The 24,918-nt window shown below is 39.4% G+C and carries 18 protein-coding genes; 3 read left to right on the top strand and 15 right to left on the bottom strand.

Annotation, left to right across the window (positions count from 1 at the left end; all coding sequences use genetic code 11):
• Positions 1-1,233 carry a DNA recombination protein RmuC gene (rmuC, locus tag HCG69_RS11550; RefSeq protein WP_221650176.1) on the top strand — a complete coding sequence of 411 codons (1,233 nt, stop codon included), beginning with the start codon at positions 1-3 and terminating at the stop codon, positions 1,231-1,233.
• A 321-nt stretch (positions 1,234-1,554) separates the two neighbouring features.
• Here the strand turns inward: rmuC and nhaA are convergent, their stop codons facing one another.
• The 6 genes from nhaA to HCG69_RS11520 all read right to left on the bottom strand — a co-directional run bounded on the left by nhaA (position 1,555) and on the right by HCG69_RS11520 (position 7,431).
• Positions 1,555-2,868: a Na+/H+ antiporter NhaA gene (nhaA, locus tag HCG69_RS11545; RefSeq protein ID WP_221650175.1), complete on the bottom strand. Its 1,314-nt coding sequence runs from the start codon at positions 2,866-2,868 to the stop codon at positions 1,555-1,557.
• A gap of 43 nt (positions 2,869-2,911) precedes the next feature.
• Entirely contained in the window at positions 2,912-4,090 is a 1,179-nt protein-coding gene (locus tag HCG69_RS11540; protein WP_221650174.1) for a sodium:proton antiporter, read from the bottom strand.
• 132 nt (positions 4,091-4,222) lie between these two features.
• Entirely contained in the window at positions 4,223-6,004 is a 1,782-nt protein-coding gene (lepA, locus tag HCG69_RS11535; protein ID WP_007485882.1) for a translation elongation factor 4, read from the bottom strand.
• Between the two features lie 217 nt (positions 6,005-6,221).
• Positions 6,222-6,338: an SEC-C metal-binding domain-containing protein gene (locus HCG69_RS20860; protein WP_221650173.1), complete on the bottom strand. Its 117-nt coding sequence runs from the start codon at positions 6,336-6,338 to the stop codon at positions 6,222-6,224.
• Between the two features lie 278 nt (positions 6,339-6,616).
• Positions 6,617-6,817 (bottom strand): winged helix-turn-helix domain-containing protein, encoded by a 201-nt coding sequence (locus HCG69_RS11525; RefSeq protein WP_195350289.1) that lies wholly within the window; start codon positions 6,815-6,817, stop codon positions 6,617-6,619.
• Positions 6,818-6,972: 155 nt separating this feature from the next.
• Positions 6,973-7,431, bottom strand: coding sequence for a C-GCAxxG-C-C family protein (locus HCG69_RS11520; protein ID WP_221650172.1), 459 nt, complete (start codon positions 7,429-7,431; stop codon positions 6,973-6,975).
• Positions 7,432-7,506: 75 nt separating this feature from the next.
• Here HCG69_RS11520 and HCG69_RS11515 point away from each other — a divergent pair, with 75 nt between their 5' ends.
• Positions 7,507-7,914: a secondary thiamine-phosphate synthase enzyme YjbQ gene (locus HCG69_RS11515; RefSeq protein WP_221650171.1), complete on the top strand. Its 408-nt coding sequence runs from the start codon at positions 7,507-7,509 to the stop codon at positions 7,912-7,914.
• Positions 7,915-7,919: 5 nt separating this feature from the next.
• Here the strand turns inward: HCG69_RS11515 and HCG69_RS11510 are convergent, their stop codons facing one another.
• From HCG69_RS11510 to HCG69_RS11500, 3 genes are all read right to left on the bottom strand, one after another.
• Entirely contained in the window at positions 7,920-8,684 is a 765-nt protein-coding gene (locus tag HCG69_RS11510) for an exodeoxyribonuclease III (protein WP_221650170.1), read from the bottom strand.
• Positions 8,685-8,738: 54 nt separating this feature from the next.
• Positions 8,739-9,611 carry a methylated-DNA--[protein]-cysteine S-methyltransferase gene (locus HCG69_RS11505; RefSeq protein WP_221650169.1) on the bottom strand — a complete coding sequence of 291 codons (873 nt, stop codon included), beginning with the start codon at positions 9,609-9,611 and terminating at the stop codon, positions 8,739-8,741.
• Positions 9,612-9,686: 75 nt separating this feature from the next.
• Positions 9,687-10,940 carry an Nramp family divalent metal transporter gene (locus HCG69_RS11500; protein ID WP_221650168.1) on the bottom strand — a complete coding sequence of 418 codons (1,254 nt, stop codon included), beginning with the start codon at positions 10,938-10,940 and terminating at the stop codon, positions 9,687-9,689.
• Between the two features lie 195 nt (positions 10,941-11,135).
• On the opposite strand from HCG69_RS11500, the gene HCG69_RS11495 reads away from it, so the two are divergent.
• A complete protein-coding gene (locus tag HCG69_RS11495) occupies positions 11,136-11,528 on the top strand; it encodes a hypothetical protein (protein WP_221650167.1) in 393 nt (130 codons plus the stop codon).
• A 78-nt stretch (positions 11,529-11,606) separates the two neighbouring features.
• Here the strand turns inward: HCG69_RS11495 and HCG69_RS11490 are convergent, their stop codons facing one another.
• The 6 genes from HCG69_RS11490 to HCG69_RS11465 form a co-directional block, all read right to left on the bottom strand.
• Positions 11,607-11,852, bottom strand: coding sequence for a TIGR03905 family TSCPD domain-containing protein (locus tag HCG69_RS11490; protein ID WP_221650166.1), 246 nt, complete (start codon positions 11,850-11,852; stop codon positions 11,607-11,609).
• Entirely contained in the window at positions 11,852-12,586 is a 735-nt protein-coding gene (locus tag HCG69_RS11485) for a YebC/PmpR family DNA-binding transcriptional regulator (RefSeq protein ID WP_221650165.1), read from the bottom strand. Before HCG69_RS11485 ends, HCG69_RS11490 begins: the two co-directional genes overlap by 1 nt.
• 50 nt (positions 12,587-12,636) lie before the next feature.
• Positions 12,637-15,099: a phenylalanine--tRNA ligase subunit beta gene (pheT, locus tag HCG69_RS11480; RefSeq protein WP_221650164.1), complete on the bottom strand. Its 2,463-nt coding sequence runs from the start codon at positions 15,097-15,099 to the stop codon at positions 12,637-12,639.
• Positions 15,100-15,188: 89 nt separating this feature from the next.
• On the bottom strand, positions 15,189-19,241 hold the full coding sequence (locus HCG69_RS11475) for a two-component regulator propeller domain-containing protein (RefSeq protein ID WP_221650213.1): 4,053 nt from the start codon (positions 19,239-19,241) through the stop codon (positions 15,189-15,191).
• Positions 19,242-19,467: 226 nt separating this feature from the next.
• The gene (locus tag HCG69_RS11470; RefSeq protein ID WP_221650163.1) at positions 19,468-21,897 is read right to left on the bottom strand and encodes a glycoside hydrolase N-terminal domain-containing protein; all 2,430 of its coding nucleotides are present in this window, start codon (positions 21,895-21,897) and stop codon (positions 19,468-19,470) included.
• On the bottom strand, positions 21,894-24,809 hold the full coding sequence (locus HCG69_RS11465) for a chondroitinase family polysaccharide lyase (RefSeq protein ID WP_221650162.1): 2,916 nt from the start codon (positions 24,807-24,809) through the stop codon (positions 21,894-21,896). Before HCG69_RS11465 ends, HCG69_RS11470 begins: the two co-directional genes overlap by 4 nt.
• Positions 24,810-24,918: the final 109 nt, after the last annotated feature.

Genomic DNA, 24,918 nt, shown 5'->3' with positions numbered 1-24,918 from the left:
ATGGAACTGATTTTACTCATTGTCACTATCATACTACTGATTGGGCTCATCATTTTAATACTGACTAAAAATAACGGGCAGGCACAAAGTGAGCAACTGCAAACTGCTTTGCGACAGCAAATGCAGGAGAACCGTGAAGAGCTGAATCGTAGCATACGCGAACTCCGCATGGAAATGACACAAGCCCTCAATCAAAGCATGCAACAAGTACAGGATGTACTGCACAAAAATATGATGACCACCGGAGAACTGCAAAGACAGAAGTTTGATACAATGGCACGTCAGCAGGAAATGTTACTAAAATCTACAGAAAAGCGTCTGGATGACATGCGGCTCATGGTAGAAGAAAAGTTACAGAAAACGCTGAACGAACGTATCGGGCAGTCTTTTGAGATAGTCCGGTCACAGCTTGAAAATGTGCAGAAAGGATTGGGAGAAATGAAATCTCTGGCACAAGACGTAGGAGGGCTGAAAAAAGTGCTGAGCAATGTAAAAATGCGGGGCACTTTCGGTGAAGTACAATTGGGAGCATTACTGGAACAAATGATGAGTCCCGAACAATATGATGCCAATGTCAAAACGAAGAAAAGCGGAACTGAATTCGTGGAGTTCGCCATCAAGCTACCGGGTAAAGATGATGCTAACAGTACGGTATATCTTCCTATTGATGCGAAATTTCCAAAAGATGTCTACGAGCAATACTATGATGCCTTTGAAGCAGGAGATACCGCACTGATAGAATCATCCGGGAAACAACTGGAGAATACAATCAAAAAAATGGCAAAAGACATTCATGATAAATACGTTGACCCACCTTACACAACAGACTTTGCCATCCTGTTTCTGCCCTTCGAGAGCATTTACGCAGAAGTTATACGCCGCACAGCCTTAGTAGAAATGCTGCAAAAGGAATACAAAATCGTAATTACAGGACCAACCACTCTGGGTGCCATTCTAAACAGCCTGCAAATGGGCTTCCGCACACTTGCCATTCAAAAAAGAACGGGAGAAGTATGGACTGTGCTGGGAGCGGTAAAAACAGAATTCAGCAAATTTGGCGGATTACTTGAAAAAGTACAAAAGAATCTGCAAAATGCCGGTGATCAGCTGGAAGAGGTAATGGGAAAACGTACCCGTGCCATCGAAAGAAAGCTCCGGCAAGTGGAACAATTGCCACATGAAGAAAGTCAGAAAATTCTGCCTATCGATGAAAGTGAAGGAGATGACGAATAACATAAAGAAATAAGTTTTACTTACAACAAAGAAAGCCTCCCCCCTTCTTCCGCCTTATTTTTGTAAATTCTTATAAAAAATCAAATTATTGGTCGTAGAGAAACAGTTCGTTTCTCTACGACCAACGAAGTGTTCCTCGGTGTGTTTCGGGTCGATCTTCTACGAGTAAAAATAGCATCCTATAGCAATCTCATAATCAACTATTTAACAAAACATAAGTTTGTGTATTTTTCTTACTCAACTAACATATTCAGTTTTTTCATTTCTGTTTTTTTTCTATCCACAAATATTTACAACAGCAAATAAAGTCGCAAAAAATAGTCATTTCTTCTTGGGTAATACCAGATAGAGTACAATATATCCTAAAGCACCTGCCAAAACCGTACCTGAAAGGACTCCGAATTTAGCCTGATTCAACAATATAGGATATGTGGAGCCGAATGAAAGATTAGCAATGAACAATGACACGGTAAAACCAATACCACCCAACAAAGAAACACCTGCTATATTCTTCCAATTCATACCTTCCGGCATAGGTGTCAGCCTGCTCTTAATAGCCAGCCAGGTAAAGAAATAAATCCCCAAAAACTTACCACACAGTAAACCTAAAGCTACTGCTATACTGACCTTTCCCATTACTTCTCCCCCTCCACTAAACACAACTCCTGCATTTACAAAAGCAAACAATGGTAGAATAATGTAATTGACTGCTCCATGAAGATTATCTTCCAAGGATTGTAAAGGGCTAATTACACGGTCGGAAGCAGACTCTACCTGTTTCAGCTTGGCAATTTGCTCATTAGTAAGAACAATGCTGTTTCCTTCCATAGTCGGGAATGTATTGATTATACGGCGGATACGCTCAATATACTTACCAACATGCAACTGAGGTTTGGCCGGAATTATAAAGGCAAACAGTACCCCGGCAATCGTACTATGAATACCTGATTGCAAGAGAAGATACCAGATAATAACCCCAATAATCAAAAAGAACAATTTATTGGTTGCTCCATGTTTACCGATAAAATAAAGTAGTACAAAAAGCAAAGCAGCTACCAGCAGATATCCATAAGCCACATGCGAACTATAAAAGACTGCAATAACAAGAATACCGCCAATATCATCGACCACGGCAAAAGCTGTCAGAAAAATTTTCAGACTTAACGGGACACGTTTCCCCAATAAGCTAAGCACACCCAATGAAAAAGCAATATCTGTAGCCATCGGAATGGCAAGCCCCTGTCCTTCCGGAGTGTACGAGGTACAAATAAACGAATAAATAAGAACAGGAATCAGCATACCACCACAGGCTGCAATAAACGGTAATACTGCTTTACGGAAAGAAGACAACTCTCCCACCAATAATTCACGTTTTATCTCCAACCCAACTAACAGAAAAAATACAGTCATCAACCCATCGTTAATAAACTCAATCATAGTCAGATTTTGACCTCCATGTGAAAGCAGGTTGAAACTTCCTATCCGAAAATGAAGTTCATGTGAAAGAAACTCCTGATAGGCAGGAGCCAACGGAGAATTAGCAATAATAGCAGCAGCTATGGCAGTTACAAACAACAAAATACTCGCCACAATATTCATAGCCGAGAAATTCCTCATTGAACGTAAGATAGTCATAATATGTGTGTTTTAGTTAGTATATGATTTAATATTATTTCTATTATTCCATATAGCTTCTCAAAGCTAGTTTTTTTACCCAGAGAACAAAGATTCCGGTTAATATTAAGTTCAGTACGATTGTGAGAACCGAAATAGCCAAAGCAGGCCCACCAAGATTGTAACCAAGAGCTATGAAAATAACCCCTGCTCCTACTTCACCACGGGTAAACATACCAATAGACAAAGCTAATCGCTCACTGAATTTGCGATCCCGATAGAAAAAGACGGGAAATAACTTTCCGATATTCGATAATAAAGAAACAATGAGCACATGAAGAGCAATCACTCCCCACGGCATCATCTCCTGTGAGCCGGTAACGGAATATTCTCCCGTTTGAGTCTCTGCAAAATTGACACCTATAAAATGAGGCATACTCATACCTACCAGAAACATAAACAGGAAAGAAATGCCGGTAGAAACTTTGCGTTCCATTGGGGTATCTATCTCTTTGTGCTTCATTATCATACCTAATATAAACGCAGGCAGCAACACTTCAATGTGAATACTTCCTTCTTCGCCATACAGACTTTTACTGATCAGATACAAAGATTGAGTAGCAATAAAGACAAGGGTAGAATAAAATAAAATTGCTTTCCAGTCCTGCCTCCAATTGTATTTGCTCAACTGTCTCCAGCCAAACAACAGTAACAAAAATACAATCAGAACGACAATGATCAGCTGCCAGCGTAAGCCAATCATCATAATCTGAAGGGGAATCATCAAAAGAATGGTATCAAGATCATCGAAAATGGCAAGTACCTGAATCTTTTTGTACATCCAACTTGCTTTGAGCCCAATGGCAGCCAGCATAGTAAAAAGGATACCGGCAGAAGTAGGAGCAGCAAAACGGCTCAGTAATAAGTTCTCTTTCCACGCTTCCCAACTATTCCAAAACTCCGGCGGAAGCAATACAAATATATAATAGAGGGCAATCAGCAACCAAGGCACAGCAGCCGTAGCCATTGCTATAAAATAATCTTCAGTGTAACTTTTCCAACGGGATTTATCGACTTCAAACTCCCTGCCTACATTAATCATAATGAAACCCAGACAGATATAAAGCAGTATATTGGAAATCGTCTTCACTACACCATATCCTTCTCCCGCAAGCACAGGCAGGAACTGGGAGAGGAGAAGACCTATTATAAGGAAAACCGAAAAAGACAGAACTTTTCTCATTTTGTATTGTACGTATTTAAGTAATTGCCAGGGAAAGCTCTGTGGACAGATGGCGATTACCTGGTGTATCTAAAACTATTAGCAGCGCTATTTGTTCAAGATACACCCTCTTTTAGCTATCATAAAAAAGAATTAATCAAGCTTCAGTACAGCAAGGAAGGCTTTCTGAGGCACCTCTACATTACCGATCTGCTTCATACGTTTCTTTCCTTTTTTCTGTTTTTCAAGCAACTTACGTTTACGGCTGATATCACCACCATAACATTTTGCAGTCACATCCTTACGAACCGCTTTTATCGTTTCGCGGGCTATAATCTTAGCACCGATAGCTGCCTGGATAGCAATTTCAAACTGCTGTCTGGGAATCAGTTCCTTCAACTTCTCGCACATACGGCGCCCCATATCGTAAGCATTATCAAAATGAGTCAGTGTAGAAAGCGCATCAACAGATTCTCCATTCAGCAAAATATCAAGTTTTACGAGCTTAGACGGACGGAAACCATCCGGATGATAATCAAAAGAAGCATATCCTTTGGAAATACTTTTCAGTCGATCGTAGAAATCGATCACAATCTCACCCAAAGGCATGTTATAATATATTTCTACACGATTGCCGGAAATATATTCCTGTTTAATCAGCTCACCGCGTTTGCCCAAACAAAGGGTCATAATAGGACCGATATAGTCGGTAGTGGTGATAATGGATGACTTGATATACGGTTCTTCAATACGATCTATCATTGTAGGATCGGGCATACCACCAGGGTTGTGCACCTCAGTCATGTTTCCCTGCTTGTCGTAGATATTATAAGAAACGTTTGGCACGGTAGTAATCACATTCATGTCGAACTCACGATCAAGACGTTCCTGCACAATCTCCATATGAAGCAGCCCCAGGAATCCGCAACGGAATCCAAAGCCTAAAGCTAATGAAGATTCCGGCTGGAAAGTAAGAGAAGCATCGTTCAGCTGCAATTTCTCCAAAGAAGCACGCAGGTCTTCAAACTCTTCGGCCTCAATAGGATATACACCGGCAAATACCATTGGTTTTACTTCTTCAAACCCATCAATTGCTCTGTCACAAGGACGGGCAATATGTGTGATAGTATCACCTACCTTTACTTCTTTGGAAGTCTTAATACCCGAAATGATATATCCTACATCTCCGGTACGTAATTCCTTACGCGGAACCATATCCATCTTGAGAACTCCGATTTCGTCGGCTGCATATTCTTTTCCGGTATTAAAAAATTTCACCTTATCACCGGAACGAATCACTCCGTTTACTATTTTGAAGTAAGCAATGATTCCGCGGAAAGAATTAAATACAGAGTCAAAAATCAATGCCTGCAACGGTGCTTCATCATCTCCCTGCGGATGAGGTATACGTTCAATAACAGCAGCGAGTATTTCCTCTACTCCCATACCCGTCTTTCCGGATGCACGTATGATTTCATCACGTTTACAGCCCAGCAACTCAACGATTTCGTCTTCTACTTCTTCGGGCATGGCACTTGCCATATCGCATTTATTAATGACAGGAATAATTTCCAGATCATGTTCAATGGCCATATAAAGATTCGAGATTGTCTGCGCCTGTACTCCCTGCGAAGCATCTACAATGAGTAATGCACCTTCACAAGCAGCAATAGAACGGGAAACTTCATACGAGAAGTCCACATGTCCCGGAGTATCAATTAAATTCAGAATATACTTTTCGCCTTTATATGTATACTCCATCTGTATGGCATGGCTCTTAATGGTGATACCTCTCTCCTTTTCCAGATCCATATCATCCAGCATCTGGCCTGCGGTCACCTGTATGGTGTTGGTGAATTCCAACAGACGATCTGCTAACGTTGATTTACCGTGGTCAATATGAGCAATAATGCAAAAATTACGTATATTCTTCATTCTAAAACAACTATCTAATTATAAATAAGAACTTTATGATAAAAGAAGGATACTCTCGTAAAACATTCGTAAAACAAATGACAATATACAATAAATAACAACTCTTTTATTGGGCACAAAGATAATGAAAAATATGAGGTTTTAAAAGCTATTTTTTAATAACTCCAAAGGACTAAGTGTACTACTGTAATAAAACAAAAAGACAACTAAAACAAGGCTATCTTCCATGACAATTCTTATATTTCTTGCCGCTTCCACATAGACATAAATCATTTCGACTTATTATTCTTGATGCAGTTTTTTCTTGGATATCTTCAGAATTCTTATCTTGCAATGTTACTTTATTTTTTCCATAGAACTTATAAAAGTAGAAACAGAAGTTTTTTTTAACTTTTCATTCGAGTCTTCTATTTTTTTTGAACTAACTCTAAATATTTACCATTTGGATATTTTATCAAATACTCCATACTGGAAGTTAGAAAATCCGTACCAGATTCATATCATTTGCCTTTATTTACAATAAAATTTTGCGAATCATCTACATAAAAAAATGCGCTGATAACATTCAGAAATGTATCAACGCATTTTTTTATGGGTAAGTGATTTACTCTCTTAGTTCAATTTAATGAAAAGTTCACCTTCAATTTCCTGAGTAGAAACTTTGTCTTCTCTTAGCAACCAACCAAGACCCAAGAACAAGTCTTTGTCTACCAGCTTAGTTACTTTCTTGATTTGCTTAGCGGTCAGACCTTCTGTACCGTCCAGTGCATTCCAGATTTTACCTGCAATTTCACCTGCTTTTTCTTTCAACATTTGCTTTAGAAATTTTAGTTAAACATGATGTAAAAACTTACAGCCTCTCAGCTTTCAGGTTTTATTTCAGCTGCAAATATAGTTATATTTATGTTATATAACACTTTATTAGGCATTTTTTTACATAATCTGTAATAAAAACGGCTTTTTAAAAGCTATTTCAGATGTTTTTCGAGATATTCTGCCCAAATTCGGGCAGCCTCTTCTACCATCCTGGAACACGGACGTTTAGCATAATATTGCTCAGTTCTTTCTTCAGGAACTGATGACAAAAGAGGTTTCTTCTTCAAACCTAATAGTTCGCCACAGTTCAATGAACCATTCCTTTTCCTGAACTCAGCAGCAAGTTCCTGTACCAAAGCATAATTAGCAGCTTTCCCTTCTTTATCGGCTCCGTCAGTTGCCCCTGTTTCCAGTCCGGCCAGCAGAAACATACCGCAAGCAGCACCACAAGTTTCTCTCATACGGCCAATTCCCCCTCCGAAAGAGGCTGACATACGAAAAGCCTGTTCTTCGGTAAATCCATACATATCAGCAAAAGCAGCCACTACAGACTGAGAACAATTATAACCGCTCTTGAAAAGTTCAACGGCACGTTGTATTCTATCTTCCATTTTTGTTTCTATTATTTATTTGTGCAAAAGTATAAAAAAGTATCTTTGCAGGCATAACTAAAATGCAGTAATATAATGGCTACAACCTTTGATATACAATTACCACACTACTCACGTGGTTTTCATTTGATAACCCGTGACATTGTATCACATTTACCTGAGCTCCCCGAAAATGGATTGCTTGTAGTGTTTATCAAACATACTTCAGCAGGAATTACAATCAATGAAAATGCAGATCCGGATGTCCGTAAAGACTTCCAGACCTTCTTTAATAAGTTGGTTCCGGATGGAGCACCTTACTTCATTCATACCCTGGAAGGACCAGACGATATGAGTGCACATATTAAAGCGTCATTAATTGGCAGTTCAGTCACAATCCCCATCAAGAACCACAAGTTAAACCTGGGTACCTGGCAGGGAATTTATCTGTGTGAGTTTCGTGACGGAGGAGACAGTCGGAAACTAAGCATTAGTGTACTCTAATGTAATCAGTCCTTTACTTCCAACACCATCGGACAATGATCAGAGTGTACCGCTTCATTCAATATACAGGCACTCTTCAGCATCGGGCGTACAGGTTCACTTACCATACAGTAGTCTATACGCCACCCTTTATTCTTTGCACGTGAATTGAAGCGATAACTCCACCAGGTGTACTCTTGCTTTTCGGGATACAATGTGCGGAAAGAATCAACAAAACCAGCAGAAAGAAAGCGAGTCATCCATTCCCGTTCCTCTGGTAAGAAACCGCTATTCGTAGCATTACGGACAGGATCATGGATATCTATCGCTTCATGACAGATATTGTAATCTCCGCAAAGAATCAAATTGGGACGGGACTTTTGCAATTCTGTTACATATTTCTGAAAAGCTTCCAGCCATACCATTTTGAATGCCTGCCGTTCATCACCACTCGTCCCTGAAGGATGATATACACTCACAACTGATAAATCACCAAAATCGGCACGAATAAAACGTCCCTCATTATCATACTCTTCGATTCCCATTCCATATTCCACATGATCGGGTTCACGACGGGTAAGGATAGCTACACCACTGTAGCCTTTCTTTTGTGCTGAATATAAATAGCCCTTATATCCCAATGCCTCAAAAGCTTCTCCGGGATATTGTTCTGGTTGCAATTTGGTTTCCTGCAAACAAAGTACATCCGGCTGTTCTTGTGCCAACCACTCAGGCAAACCTTTTGAAACTGCGGCACGCAAGCCATTCACATTATAAGTTATTATCTTCATAAGATGTTTATATTTACAATCGAGAATCCTGAGTTCACAAGATTTCTACGAATATTAGTTATCAGTCATTAGACGATTTCTTTGTTCTTCTATCTTAGCGGCTTCCCATCCTATCATAGCAGTTTTGCGAGTCAATCCCCAATGGTACCCTCCCAAGGCACCGGTAGAGCGAATGACACGGTGACAAGGAATTAAGAATGCTACCGGATTGTCTCCTACTGCTGTTCCTACAGCACGGGATGAACCGGGACTATCCAGATAGTTAGCAATGTCTCCATAGGTGGTCAATGTTCCCATTGGTATCTTCAGTAACGCCTCCCAAACCTTCAATTGAAATTCCGTACCACGCAAATGTAGCTTTACCTCATTGAGATTTGTCCAGTCCATAGAAAAAACAGCAAGGGCACGTTCCTGAAATTCATCGGGATGCTTCTCGAACGTAGCGAACGGAAAGTGATGTCCCAGTTCTGCCAATGCCTGTTCCCGATCGTCACAAAAAGTCATATAACATACTCCTTTGGAAGTAGATGCGACTAATATTTCACCAAAAAGAGTTTTGGCAAAACGATAGTTTATGGTCAATCCTCTGCCACCAACTTTATATTCTCCGGGAGTCATTCCTTCAATATGAATAAAAAGTTCGTGCAATCGCCCCGTCCCCGAAAGCCCGGTTTCAAAAGCAGCATCAAAAATACTTCCCTGCCCTTCTTTCAAGATTCTCTTAGCACGATTTACACTGATATATTGCAGGAATTTCTTCGGACTCACTCCTACCCATTCTGTAAATAGCCGCTGAAAATGATAAATACTTACATTCGCCTCCTCCGCTATATCAAATAACGAAGGCTGCTCCTGGTAGTTTCGGGTAATATACTCAATGGCGTCTGCCACGCGGGCAAAATTAATCTCGTCTTGTTTATTACTCATAATTATTAAGTTTTACCGGGTAAAATTAGTACTACCATTCAGCAATGGCAACCTGTTTCTTGCTATCTTATCTTTTCAGGAAAACAACAACATGATATTCAATACAGATACTACTACTGCAATAGCATAAAGCACAAATGTACTCCAACGACTATTCACATAATTGCCCATTACTTTCCGCGAAGAAGTTAACCCGACTTGCAAAAATACAGTAAACGGCAATTGAATACTCAACACCATCTGTGATATAATCAATCCTTTGAAAGGATCACCAATAAAAAATATCAGTAGCAAAGCAATACCTAAAGAGAGAATAACGCCCACCTGTGAATGACTATCCTTTATATGATACGATTCACCAAAGATCCCCGCAAAAATAGATCCGGCAGCCATTCCACTGGTTATGGTAGAAGAAATTCCCGCCATCAACAGAGCCAAAGCAAACACAATAGCGGCATTACTGCCTAACAAAGGCTCTAATAATGATTTTGCCTGCTGCAACTCCTCTACCTGTATTCCACTTTTAAAAAAAGTAGCAGCAGCAAGCAGAATCATCGCACTATTAATGGCCCATCCGACGATCATTGAAAAAAGTGTATCGAATAATTCATATTTAAGAACCTTCCGGATAGAAGTATCATCTTGCTTATTATATTCATGGCTTTGTATCACCTCCGAATGAAGAAACAGATTGTGAGGCATTACTACCGCTCCAAGCACACTCATAATGATAAGCATACTCCCTTTCGGAATGGCAGGCGTCACCCAACCTTGCGCAGCTAACGGCCAGTCTATATCTACAAGAAACAACTCATAAATAAACGAAAGTCCAATAACAGACACAAAAGCAATAATAGAACGTTCTATCTTTTTATAGGAATTGGTAAATAACATAACAGAAACGAAAGCCGTGGTCAATACAGCTCCCCAGATTATAGGGATATCAAGCAGCATCTCCAATGCAATGGCCCCCCCAAGAATCTCAGCCAACGAAGTAGATATAGAAGCTAATACAGCCGTCCCAAGGATAGGACGTGATACCCATTTGGGGGCATATTGAGTAGCAGCCTCTGACAAACAAAGTCCGGTTACAATACCCAAATGCGCTACATTATGCTGAAGTACGATTAACATGATGGTAGACAGCGTTACTACCCATAATAAGGAGTAACCAAACTCAGAACCAGCGGCAAAGTTAGAAGCCCAGTTACCCGGGTCGATAAATCCTACAGTAACAAGTAAGCCGGGACCGATATATCTGAACACATCCAGTCCCCCTAAATAGCGTTTATGGTCTTTACGCTTTAAATCCTTAAATATATTCCGCATAATAAAGTTCTGTTCTTTTTTCTTTAATGTTTGCACAAAATTACGATTAAATGCTATCAAAAACAATGTTTAATCTGGTTTTGTTGAAAGGTAGCAATCTACCTTAATGATAATAAATAAAACAATCCAGCCGTTTGTTCTGTTCATCAAAAACCCTTATCTTTGAACGTTATTTAATTTAAAATAAGACATTATATGAAAAAAATCCTCTCAGCAGTTTGCCTTACTGTACTTACATTAACCTCTTGCCAGCAGGCAAAACAAAAAGTATTCGAGATTGCTTCTCAAGAAGTAAATAAACAATGTCCTATGACTATAGACGAAATGACAAGAATGGACAGTACCAGTTACACAGGTGGTGATAACACATTTACCTACTATTATACCCTCACGGGTACTGCTGATGATCCTACTATTGCAGAGGCTACTCAAAAGCAATTGGCAGAAAGTCTTCCGGAAATTATCAAAAACACGGATGATCTTAAAATATACAGAGAAATGGATGTAACTATGCTGTATGTCTATCTATCAGACAAGACTCATCAAGAGCTGTTTCGTGTTAAGATAACACCGGATCTGTACAAATAAAAAAAAAGAATTTCTATCAAATAAAAACGGAGGCACTTAAAAATAGTGTCTCCGTTTTTATTTGATGCTATATTAATTTCAATATCCCATTTCGTGCAATGCTTTGCATAACTGATCGGGACAGGAAGTTGGACGGCCACTACACCGGATACCCTCCAGTCTGGTAATCACCTCCTCTACTTTCATCCCCTTCACTAAACGGGAAACTCCCTGTAAGTTACCATTACATCCACCCCAATAGGCCACTTCTTTCAGAATACCATTCTCTACATCGAGTTCAATATTCGTACTACAAGTACCCTGGGTTCTATAGACATACTTCATTATTCTCCGTCCTCAGGCGCCGGTTTCATATTAGTATATACATTCTGAACATCCTCGTCATCTTCAAGGCGTTCTACCATCTTATCAATAGTAGCACGTTGTTCGTCATTCAGTTCTTTTTCGTCATTCGGAATACGGGTAAATTCTGCAGCCTTTACCTCAAAACCATTGTCTTCAAGATATTTCTGAATCTGAGCAAATGATTTAGGATCACCATAAATTGTGATTTCTTCCTCATCCTCATCATATTCATCCTCTACTCCGTAATCGATCAGTTCAAGAATCAGTTCATCCATTTCCAATCCTTCTTTCTTGGCAATAGTGAACATAGATTTCCAACTGAACATAAAATCGAGGCTACCGGAAGTACCCAATGTTCCACCAAATTTATTGAAAACACTACGTACATTAGCTACAGTACGGGTAGTATTATCAGTTGCAGTTTCTACAAATACAGCAATACCAAATGGACCATATCCTTCATAATTCATTTCTTTATAGTCCTTCTGATCTTTACCCATTGCATTTTTGATAGCGCGTTCCACGTTATCCTTCGGCATATTCTCACGTTTTGCAGTAGCAACAACTGCACGCAGGTGCGGATTATTTTCAGGATCCGGCCCACCGGCTTTTACAGCAATAGCAATCTGTTTACCTATTCTCGTAAATGTACGGGCCATATTACCCCATCTTTTCAGCTTGGTAGCTTTTCTATATTCGAACGCTCTTCCCATTGGTCTATATTTTAATTATTAATTTTAAATTATTAATTTCCACAAGATTTCTATCTCAGTTTCGCATTTAGCTTTTCTTCCAGATTCTTCACTAGCTTAGACATGATTTTGTCAATCATCTTATCGTTAAGTGTCTGTGACTCGTCCTGCAACAAGAAACTCACTGCATACGATTTCTTACCGGCTTCCAGATTCTTACCTTCGTACACATCGAAAAGTTCTACCTCTTTCAAAAGTTTCTTCTCTGTTTCATACGCTATCTTTTCAATCTCAGCAAACTGAACATTCTTATCAAGCAACAATGCAAGGTCACGTTTCACAGCCGGAAATTTGGATATTTCCTTGTAACTGATCTTCACTGAACGAATAGCTTTCATCAGTTCTTTCCAGTCAAAATCAGCATAATACACTTCATTATCGATATCAAATGCTTTCAGCAACTTCTTCGTTACGACACCAAATGTAGCCAGACGTTTTCCACCCTTTGTATTAACAGAAAGAGCAGCTGCAAATATATCATCAGTCAGATTACCCACTACAAGATTGTGTAAATCAAGTCCCAGGCGTTTCAGTATATTCTCTACATAAGCCTTTAACTCATACACCGAACTGTTTTCATCTGCATGCGCCCATGAGTTTGAAACTCTCTTGCCTGTCACCCATAACCCAAGGTGATAATCTTCCGCATATGCAGCCAATGTCTTTTCCGGATTCTTCTTATCGGCATCAAAGTAATAACAATTACCAAATTCAAAGAATTTCAAATCGGCATTCTTACGATTGGCATTATGAGCAATACTCTCAAGACCACCAAATAACAATGTCTGACGCATACTGTTCAAATCAGCACTCAACGGATTCATCAACATTACCAGATGATTAGAGGGATAAGTTTCCAATCCATCATAGTAGGCAGCACGAGTCAAAGAGTTATTCAATATTTCATTAAACCCGCAACCAACCAATTGTTCAGCAACCAAATTTTGTAATTTGTTTGATTTATCCGCATCACCTTTAGTTGTCAGGCTGGACTTCAATGTAGAAGGAATTTCCACATTATTGTATCCATAGATACGAAGAATGTCTTCAATCACATCACAATCACGTTGCACATCTACACGATAAGGAGGAACAGCCAATGTCAAACCTTCAACTGTTTCATTTGTAATCTTCATCTCCAGACTGGATACAATACTTTTAATTGTTTCCACCGGAATTACTTTGCCCACCAACGAATATATTTTCTCATACGCAAGCTCGACTACAAAATCCTGTGCAGGTGCAACGCAAATATCTTTAATCTCACTGGAGATTGTACCTCCCGCCAGTTCTTTCACCAACAAGGCAGCCAGTTTCAGACAGTAGATAGTAATATTAGGATCGATACCTCTTTCAAAGCGGAACGAAGCATCAGTATTTAAACCATGACGACGGGCTGTCTTACGCACCCATGTAGGATGAAAATAAGCACTTTCGATAAATACATCTGTTGTAGTTTCTGTAGAGCCGGAATCCAATCCGCCGAATACACCGGCAATGCACATAGCTTCTTCCTTATTGCAGATCATCAGGTCACGTTCGTTCAACTTACGTTCCACACCATCCAATGTCACAAAAGGAGTACCTTCAGGCATTGTTTTCACAATTACTTCCCCACCCTTGATTTTATCTGCATCAAAGCAGTGCAACGGTTGTCCGAAAGCATGAACAATATAATTGGTGATATCTACTACATTATTAATAGGCCGCACACCAATGAGGTGAAGTTTATTCTGCAACCATTCCGGGCTTTCTTTCACAGTCACACCCTTTACAGTCACACCGGCATAGCGAGGACATGCTTCACTATTCTCTACTGTTACCTTAATATCAAGATCATGATTTTCTACGGCAAAAGCCTCTACTGATGGGCGCTGTAATGTAGCCTGTTTACCATTCTGAATAAGATAAGCATACAGATCACGAGCCACACCGTAATGAGAACAAGCATCTGCACGATTTGGAGTGATATCTACTTCAAGTACGTAATCACTCTTTACATTATAGTAATCTTTGGCCAACGTACCCGGAACAGCATCTTCCGGCAATACAATGATACCGTCGTGGGAGGTTCCGATACCAATTTCATCCTCTGCACAGATCATCCCGATAGATTCCACACCACGGATTTTTGATTTCTTTATAGTAAAGCATTCATCACCGTCATAAAGTTTCGTACCTAATGTGGCAACTACTACTTTTTGTCCGGCAGCTACATTAGGAGCTCCGCACACAATCTGAGTAGGTTCCCCATTTCCCAGATTTACTGTGGTGATGTGTAAGTGGTCTGAATTAGGATGCTCCACACATGTCAGCACTTCGCCAATCACGAGTCCTTCCAAACCTCCTTTAATGGTTTGAACTTCTTCCACGCCCCCTGTTTCCAGTCCGATGGAAGTAAGCGCAGCAGCTACTTCATCAGGTGTCAGATCGAAGTTAACATACTCTTTCAGCCAGTTATAAGAGATATTCATATCATTAAGTTTTTATTGTTTCCAAAAAGATTCGCAAAGTTAATAAGTTTTTTTGGTTGGCAGGGAATTAATATGTAGAAAATTAACTTTCACCACTTTCCTTTGCTATATTCTCCCGGCGAACAACCTACATATTTCTTAAAGCTGGTTGTGAAATAAGAAGGACTGCTGAAACCCACCATTACACTAATTTCTGCAACAGTATAACGCCCTTCTTTCAGCAAAGCACACGCTCTGTTAAAACGTATTTTTCGTACAAAATCAGTGGTAGACTCTCCTGTGATAGCCTTCATTTTCAAGTGTAATGCAGTGCGCCCCATTCCCATCTCAGAAGTAAAATCTTCTGTTAAGAATTCCGGATTACTCATATTGGCTTCAACAACATCCACTGCCTTTTTCAGGAAAGCCTCATCCAATGCATTAAAAGTCATTTTATGCGGATCAACTTCCAATGACTTTGCATAATGATCAAGAATGCGATAACGGGCACGTATAAAGTTCTGTATCTTCAGTATAAATATACCCATCACAAAAGGCTTAGGGATATAATCGTCTGCTCCTGTCTGTAAACCTTCTAATTGATGTTCGATTTCTGTTTTTGCAGTTAACATCAACACAAAAATATGACACGTACGAATATTCCTTTTTATCAGTTTTGTTAACTTCACCCCGTCCATTACAGGCATCATTACATCTGTAATGACTACATCTACCTCTTGTTCATTCAGGAGCTTCCATGCTTCCTCTCCGTTAGTAGCTTCACAAACCTCAAATAAGCCTCTTAGTTCTTCCGCCAAATATCGTCTGATATCTTCATTATCTTCAACAATAAGTACTCTTTCTTTCTGCTTAATGGTATCCTTTGTATCAGTATCTGTTTCTTTCTCATTTATCTCTTTCACCTCATACTGAACACCATCCGGCAATACATTGCCCTTTTCTAGCATTGCTTGTTCTGCTTCGTCCGACATCCACTCGTCTTCTCTGTATACAACTATATTTTGCGGAATATATACCGAGAACACAGAACCTTTCCCCACCTCACTCTCCAAAGTGATTGTTCCATGATGAAGTTCTATCAGTTTTTTAACCAGGGATAATCCGATTCCACTTCCGTTTCCACCCTCGTGAACCTGATAAAAACGCTCAAAAATCTTCTTCTGATTCTCTTGAGTAATCCCTATCCCGGTATCAACAACCTGCAATAGCAAACAATTATTCTGTTCACGTACCTTTACCGTAATACTTCCGCCATCACCTGTATATTTAAAAGCATTAGAAAGCAGGTTGTTAATTATCAATTCCAGATATCTGGCATCAAAGATCCGCTCATTATCATCTATTTCAACATATAGATTATAATCTATTTTCCGGCTGCGTGCCAATCGTTCAAAAGACATAAACGCATCACTTATCAACCTACAAATATTGCCCTTTTGAACTTTAAGACGGAAAACTCCCAATTCAGCCTGACGATAATTCATTAACTGGTTTACCAGACGTAGCATTTTCTTTCCACTTTTCTGAGCATATTTCAGTTGTGTACGAGTCCACTGATCATCAATTCGGGCAAGTACCTCATGCAAAGGTGCGAGAATAAGGGTCAACGGTGTACGTAGTTCATGAGACATATTAATAAAGAAGTGTATCTTCATCTGATTCAACTCTTCTTGTCTTTCCTTATCTTTTCTTTCCTGCTCTATCTGTGCCTGCATTATTTTACGTTGCCAAAAGTAACGAAAGACAAAAGCCGCTACTGCCAAAGCAAAAATAATAAACAGTAGAATGGCCCACCAGGTTTTATACCACACAGGTAATACTACAATTTCCAACCGGGTAGGTTGTTCATTCCATCTCCCATCATTATTGGCAGCTTTTACAAGAAAATGATAAGTCCCGTCGGGAAGGTTTGTATAAGATACCGTTCTTCTGTCCGAAGATATATACCACTGTTTATCATACCCATGCAATTGATAGGCAAACGTATTATGTTCTCCCGAAATATAATTGGAAACCACAAAATCTATAGAGAATGAAGACTGTGAGGATGTAAGCGTTATCTTGTCCGTCTCACTTATATTTTTCTGTAGAATACCCGTCTCATCATCCGGACGAATAGAACTTCCAAATAACTGAAAATCTGTAATCATCACCGATGGTGTATAAGGATTATCCATCAGTTTTTCCGGAATAAATGTCGTTATTCCTTTAATACCTCCAAAATACATTTGTCCATCCGATGCATGACAACAAGATAGCATATTGAATTGATTATTCTGCAAGCCGTCTACTCCCGTATAGTTCCTGAAGATTTCCGTTTCAGTATCCAAACAACTCAATCCTCTGTTAGAGCTTATCCATAACCGACCGAAAGTATCTTCCATAACTCCACAGATCACATCATTAAACAGCCCGTTCCGCTTCGTATAACAATTCACCTGACCGGTATTATCATTATATTTATATAACCCTTCCCTGCTTCCAATCCAGAACATCCCATCATGTGCTTCATATACACAACTAATATAACTGTCATTCAAAGGTGAATCTTTGGGGATAACGTATTGTAACTGTAATTCTTCTCCAATTTGACGATAGACCTGCAATCCATTTTCTCCTCCCATCCATATTCTTTGTTTCGAATCTCTGAACAAAACCCTAATCCGTCTACCCTGGAAAGGAGCACCATCTTTCTGCCTTGAAACAGCTACAGACCTTCTCTCTTTAATCCGGAATCTGGCCAAAGTATTTAATGTACCGATCCATAAAGCATCTTCTCCGTCAGGAATAATGGCATACACATTCTCATCCGAAAGTCCACTGTTGTAATATTCCATTTCACCCGATCTCCGATGAAGAATCGCCAATCCACCTGCATGTGTTCCAATAAACACCAGATCATTCTTTTCATCAATATAGATTGCCTTGATATTATTAGCACTGACCTTCTGATTGTTTTTTTCTACTTTCAGGGAATAAGTAGTAAACTTTTTAGTTGTTGTATTATAGAAATTCAGTCCACCACCGTCGGTACCAATCCATAAATTCGATTGAGCATCTTCCACTATACAATTGACAACATCGCTACTCAATGAATTCTGAAACGGAATATGCTTCATATTACGAAAACGGTTTTTCAAAGGATGGTAATAGTTCACCCCTCCCCAAAAAGTCCCCAGCCACATCCCCCCTTGTATATCCCTAAAAATACAGCGAACTGAGCTTTGAGAAATACTTTCGGGTTGTACAGGATTATTTTTATAAGAAGTAAACGAGTCATTCTCTTCATCATAGATAGATAACGCATCAAACGTTCCTACCCACAAGCGATTCTGCTCATCGAACCTTAAAGCGCGAACATAATTCGATGCTAAACTCCGTTTATCAGACGATATATGCCGGTAGTTTTTCCTCTCTCCTGTAAGAGGGTTTATCTTATACAATCCTTCTCCTTCAGTCCCTACCCACAAACAATCGGCAGCACTTTTCCAAACCGTATTAACCAGTCTTTTATTAAACGGGCCATACACTAAACTTAGTTTAGATTCTGTCGGACAATACGTAAACAAACCTTCCCGGGCACCTACATATATAATCCCATCTTGTTTCATCAACATCGAAAGTAACATGGGACCTTCAATATGGGACAATGACACCTCTTTAAAAGAAGTTTCTTTTATATCAAACAAAAACAAAGCTCTTTTCGTAATCAAAAGTAAATGGTCCGGATCTGCTTCCACAATTTTCATAAACTCTTGCCTCTGTCCCTCCTTTAAATATTCAAAATTTATGAAATAATCTTTCTCTTCGTTGTAATACGACAAACCGTTTCTTGTGGCAACCCAAATTCTTCCTTTACTGTCAGTCAGAATAGAGTGAATAATGTTATTTGCTATAGAAGTACTATCTGTTACATCATGTTGAAACACGGTACAAGTATATCCATTATATCTATTCACTCCATCATTAGTAGCAAACCACATATTCCCTTTTGTATCCTGAGTTATATCAAAAACAGTGTTTTGGGAAAGACCCTTTTCTGTTCCGATATGTGTAAATACGACCTCATTCATATCTACTACCGAATGGAGAGAAGCTGAAAAAAGAAGAAGAAAAGTGAATAGCAGGCTGATTTTTCTCATCATAGTATTATTGTCTGTAAATAGTGTGACGTAAATATATCGATTTGGAATTCTTTTATGAAAAAGAGATCGTAGAAAACGTAAGAAGACATCAAATTCCCAAGAAATACCGCAACCTTTTTGGAACAAAAGATTACGGTATCGATAATTAAGAAGTTAACCTCTCTGAAATAAGATATTCATAAGCTATATTTAAAGATGAATTTTACTATCTACAATTATTTACTTAATCGAAAGTCAGTTGTTTACTTTCGCCATCTTCCCATCTCAATACTTGCTTCTTATCTTTATAAACAACTGTAGCTTCTGCCGGATATTCACTCCGAATCGTTACAGTCTGTAATTTTCCATCTTCCCATTCCATATTTACCGTAAAATTACCTCTTGACTTTAATCCGGTAACTTTTCCCTTCTTCCACTCTACAGGCAAAGCAGGAAGTAAATGAATATTTCCGAGATGGCTTTGCAGTAACATCTCTGCAATACCAGCAGTAATCCCAAAGTTTCCGTCAATCTGAAATGGAAGTGCATTAAGCATATTCCGATACAGTCCGCCTCCCTTTTTACTTTCCACAAGCGGATCAATAAAACTCATCAGATTTTTTAATGCAGCATATGACTGTTCACCCTCATATTGGCGTGCCCATAAAGCAGTTTTCCATGCCATACTCCAACCTGTGGTTTTATTCCCACGATCAATCAATGTTTGCCGGGCAGCTTTGAAAACCTCCGGTGTATCAGGAGTAATATCACAGCCCGGATATAAACCGAAGAGATGTGACAGATGACGATGTTGAGGTTCTGTCTCCTCATATTCTTTATCCCACTCCAGCAATTGCCCATGTGAACCGATTTGGTATCCGGCTAAATGTCCTGATTTCTGTTCAAGCATTTTACGAAACTCCGCATCAATCCCCAGTAACTCAGCAGCATGAATCGTATTTCCAAACAGATTTCTGATAATAGCCATATCCATAGTCGATCCTTCACATACAGCAGCTTCTCTCCCATCCGGCATACGGAATGCATTTTCCGGAGAAGTACTGACCGGAGTCACCCATTCTCTTTTTGTATTCTGCACCAGCCATTCGGAACAAAAACGGGCAGACTCCTTTAATATCGGATAATACTCCTTTAAAAAAGCAACATCTTTCGTATAAAGATAATGTTCCCAAATGTGACTACACAACCAGGGACCGGACATATTCCAGAAAAACCAATGCACAAACCCATCTGCCGGATATGCTTCCCGCCAGATAGACATATTATGATGGGCAATCCAACCATTTCGCCCATACATGTTACGGGCAGCCTCCTTGCCCGACTGTGCTATTTCTTCGATAAATGTAAAAAGCGGCTGATGACATTCGGACAGATTAGTTACTTCAGCCTGCCAGTAATTCATCTGCAAGTTAATATTTGTTGTATAGCCCGAATTCCAGGGTGGAATTATTTTATCATTCCACAAGCCCTGTAAATTCAATGGCTGCTCGCCGGGACGGGAACCTGAAATCATCAGATATCTGCCATATTGAAACAACTGTGCTATTAAGGACGGATCTGTCTTAGTTTGAAACTCTTTCAACCGGATATCTGTCGGTTTATCTTTTTGATTCGGAGAAGATGGTAATACTAGGTCTACCCGTTTGAAAAGAGACTGGTAATCAGCAACGTGTTCATTTCTAATTTGCTGATATTCTTTGCCGGCAAGCTTTTTCTGCTGTGCTTGCAGTTCTTTTTCCACATTCTTCCCTGCCTTCGACGGACTCTTGTCAAAACCATTGTAAGAAGTTGCTGCATAAAGCAAAAATGTTATCTCCGACGCATCTTTCACAACAAGTCTGTTATCTTTGAAGGTGATTACTCCATCCTTCTTCAGCGGTACAACGCAGGCTTCAAATGCCATACCTTTGTTTTCTGCATAAATCACTTGTTCCGTAGAGATCACTTTTCCTTTTTCATCAAAATATTCAGGATGCAAACGTTCCGTATTATATTTCCTCATCCCATCAATTGTTCTTCGTTGTACATGCGCAGGAGCCCGGCCTTCCATCTGTAATCTTTCTCCTTCACAGGACAGATGAACCGGATGCAGGGATGCAAGTTGCATTTCAAAGTGTAATACCGGCTTTTCAGCCTTTAAATGTATTACGATAGCCTGTCCCGGAAATGAAGCAAAAACCTCTCGTAAAATCTCTGTGCCCCCTTGTTTATATCGGGTAGTAACCACTGCCTGCTCCATATCCAGCGAATGAACATACTCCGTCACCTCGCCTTTCATTTTGAAATCAAAACAGACATCTCCAAAAGGCTGATATACTTCATTAAGCCTGCCTATCCATTCATATTGCATGATCTTCTCAGCCTCAATATTCTTGCCCCGTTTCAGTAAATCCCGTACTTTTTCATATTGAGGCAGGATACAAGTAGAGCGGTTTAATGCACCAGGTTCACCACTATACAATGTGTTTTCGTTAAATTGTATCCGTTCTTTTTGGGTATCTCCAAACACCATAGCTCCCAACCGCCCGTTTCCGAGAGGTAAAGCCTCTTCCCATACACGGGCGGGAGTCGTATACCATAATGTCAGATCATTCTGTGCATTTACACAAAAAAACGGAAAACAACAGATCACTGCTAACCAAATCTTTTTCATAAGTCTTTCTTTCGGAGATTAAACATATAGTTATTACCACGTATCGTCAAAACACGTACTAATGTATTTTCATCTTTATATTGTACTTTCAATGGAGTAACAGGACTATAAACATCATACATACCGTTGAGGAGCAATTCTGTTTCAAAAGCTCTTTCTTCCTCTATCACATCTTCTTCTGATAAGCCGTCCATGCTTGTTCTCGAAACTCTCCGCATATCCGGCTCTGAAAAGAAAATTTTCGTTGTGTCCTCATCCTCGCCTTCTACTATATAGGAAAGAGGAATATTCACACTCTTCACTAACAATGAATCAAACGACTGATCCTTACTAAAAATTGCTCCATAGGTAATATTCTTATCTTTTACTTTCACGATATGGGCTTCATCATCCTGACGCAGAATCTGTATGGGTGTATTTTCTGACAACAGGTGTGCAGCCAGTTGTTTATCTCCGTTAGTAACTACGTAATATTGATACCCTGCCCGGTCGGGAGCTACGTCATGATCAATGTATGCAATTGTAAACGAATCATTCTTTTGAACTACCGGATCACAATCTTTCACAACATACAACATACCTGAATGATCATTGAGTAACACTCCTGTTTTACGTTTCTCCATCTTCACTTTTTGTTTCACAGGAGACTGAAACAGAGTCGTTACAGTTTTATGTTGCTTATCGCCATTACGGATATCAGATCCAAGACATAGAATAATATTATCTATTACAAAAACCGATTTGTTAGCATGAAAACTATCATCATATTTCAAATCATGCAGCCTCATCGAAAACATGGACCGTTGTCCGGTAGCACTGACACCACACAAAAAGGTTTCATCCGAGAAATTACGGTGTTTATTTTTCTTCGCTCCCAATTCTGTAACGGGTAATACAATAGAAGTAGTTCCCGACAAATAATTCCAATCGAAAGCCGGATTGGCCGGATAGAAGCTACGGGTATTTTTTCCGAAATGAAAATATTCAATCTGCCCGTAAGACAAATAGCGCCCATATAAATTTTCGGATACAGATGATTCATAATCCCATATATATTTGCTAAACCCTTTTACATTAATATGATAATCCTTATTTTTGACTACCAGCAAACCTGAATAAGGCATAAATAAAGAACCCTCCGGGGCTGGTTCCTCTTCTATATCCATTTGCAACAGCTTGATCATAGCTTCCGCTTCGCCCACACTGTTAGTGTAAGTAAGATCAGAATTCACCTCTGCCATAAACGATTTTACTACATCCGGATTTTTATGAACCAAGCGTTTAAAGGCAGCAGTCAGTTCAGTATCTGTTTCGGGAAACGACTGAGCAACATAGGCAAAAGCCGGTAACAACTCCTGCAATACTTGTTGTCCGCGAGGAAAACGACCTACCGTCCCCGCCGGTATATTCAGATTGGCTGAAAAGAATCTGAAAGTAAGCAATGCTTGTTTCAGATGTTCTAATGAAGATTTAGAAAGAGCATAGGGCGTATCATGCAAAAGATAAGCTACTAAAGATGCAGCATAAAGTGCATGAGGATAATATGCACTGTTATAAGGTCCCCGATGGTGATAACCGGAATAATCAGCCTTGATAGTCCCAAAGAACCCCGGACCAAAATCAAGTGCATTATTCATATAAGAAGAAAAAGCTGTCATAGCTACTTGCTGTTCCGTCAAATCAGGCAACGAAAGTGCATATATCAATTTAGGTAAAGCCAATGCACGAAGATTATCTGCTACTTCTCCCGCATGTTCAGGTTTCTGATAGCATGCTCCGAACATAGTGAACCATTTCAAAGCTTTCAACTCCCGGTTCAACTGAGTTTCAGATAAATTGTCTTTTAACAAAAACAACGAATGAAAATATCCTGCACTGCGTAATTTCTCAAAGCATAATGTTCCCATTCCACTACCATCAGCCCATCCCTGGTCATAAAACCAATCATAAATATAGAGTGCTTTCTTCAGGCTATTTTCTGATTCATTTTTTCGGTAGTCTAATGCCAGAGGTAATAGAATATACTTATTAATGTCCGGGAAGGTAGCTACATTTGTAACACCTGCTTTAGAGAAGTATAATGGAAATAATCCTTCTCCCATTGCCACTCCATCGGTATCATATCTGATTTGAATTTCTTCCGCAGCTTTCAAACCTTTCTTTATAAAATCACTCTCACCTCTTTTTCTGATTTCTACCATCGGATGATTATCAGCAGACTGATCTCCCAGATACCACTTCATCAACCTGTTTTTAATTATCTCAACTCCCTTTCTATTCTCATCTTTGACAATCACGTCGGAAAGATCGGGAAATGTGTTCCTGTATCCTATAAAATCGTGAATCAAACTATAATCCTTTTGATTTACCTTATATTGTGCGTCTGACATCTTCTGCCACGAAACTGTAGGAGTAAACTCTACATAGTCCAGATATATAGTCCCGGTTTCTACGTTCTCAGGCATTATCATAGCACAGGAGGTAATTATAGTTCCCGGCTTCATCAGCATATCTTCCCTGAACTTAGCCCATACACAACGCCATCCTTTAAAATCCATTCTAAAAGGTAGCCGACACATCTCTGCTCCGGATTCATCAGCAAACGAGAAATACATATATTCTGTGACCGGTACCTCATTATATATCCATGCTGTAATCCCACCATTAACCGACCGGCTTGCAGCATCCAGAGACTCCTTTCCTGTAAAACGCACAATGGCATTTTTATCCCATACTACCTTAAGTGATTGTTTGCCTTCTTTATACTTTAACCGGGATACTTCAAGTTTTCCACCATCGATACTCCATTCTTCCGGTACTTTTTTATTCTCAAAAGAATAGACCTGTGCTTTCATCACCTCTGTAATGAAGCATAAGAGACAAGCAATCAAAACCCAATTCTTTATTTTCATCTTTTAATTTACTAATTATTCACCACCGGTTGCACAGTTCACACAACTTTATACATTCAACAATCAATGTAATATCTCTGCAAATCCTGCGATACCGGTGGTAAAACCA

The sequence above is a fragment of the Bacteroides sp. K03 genome (assembly GCF_019734355.1).
In the GTDB taxonomy this organism is placed as follows: domain Bacteria; phylum Bacteroidota; class Bacteroidia; order Bacteroidales; family Bacteroidaceae; genus Bacteroides; species Bacteroides nordii.
Note: the sequence above shows the minus strand (reverse complement) of the source record. Positions and strands in the feature narration are given on the sequence as shown.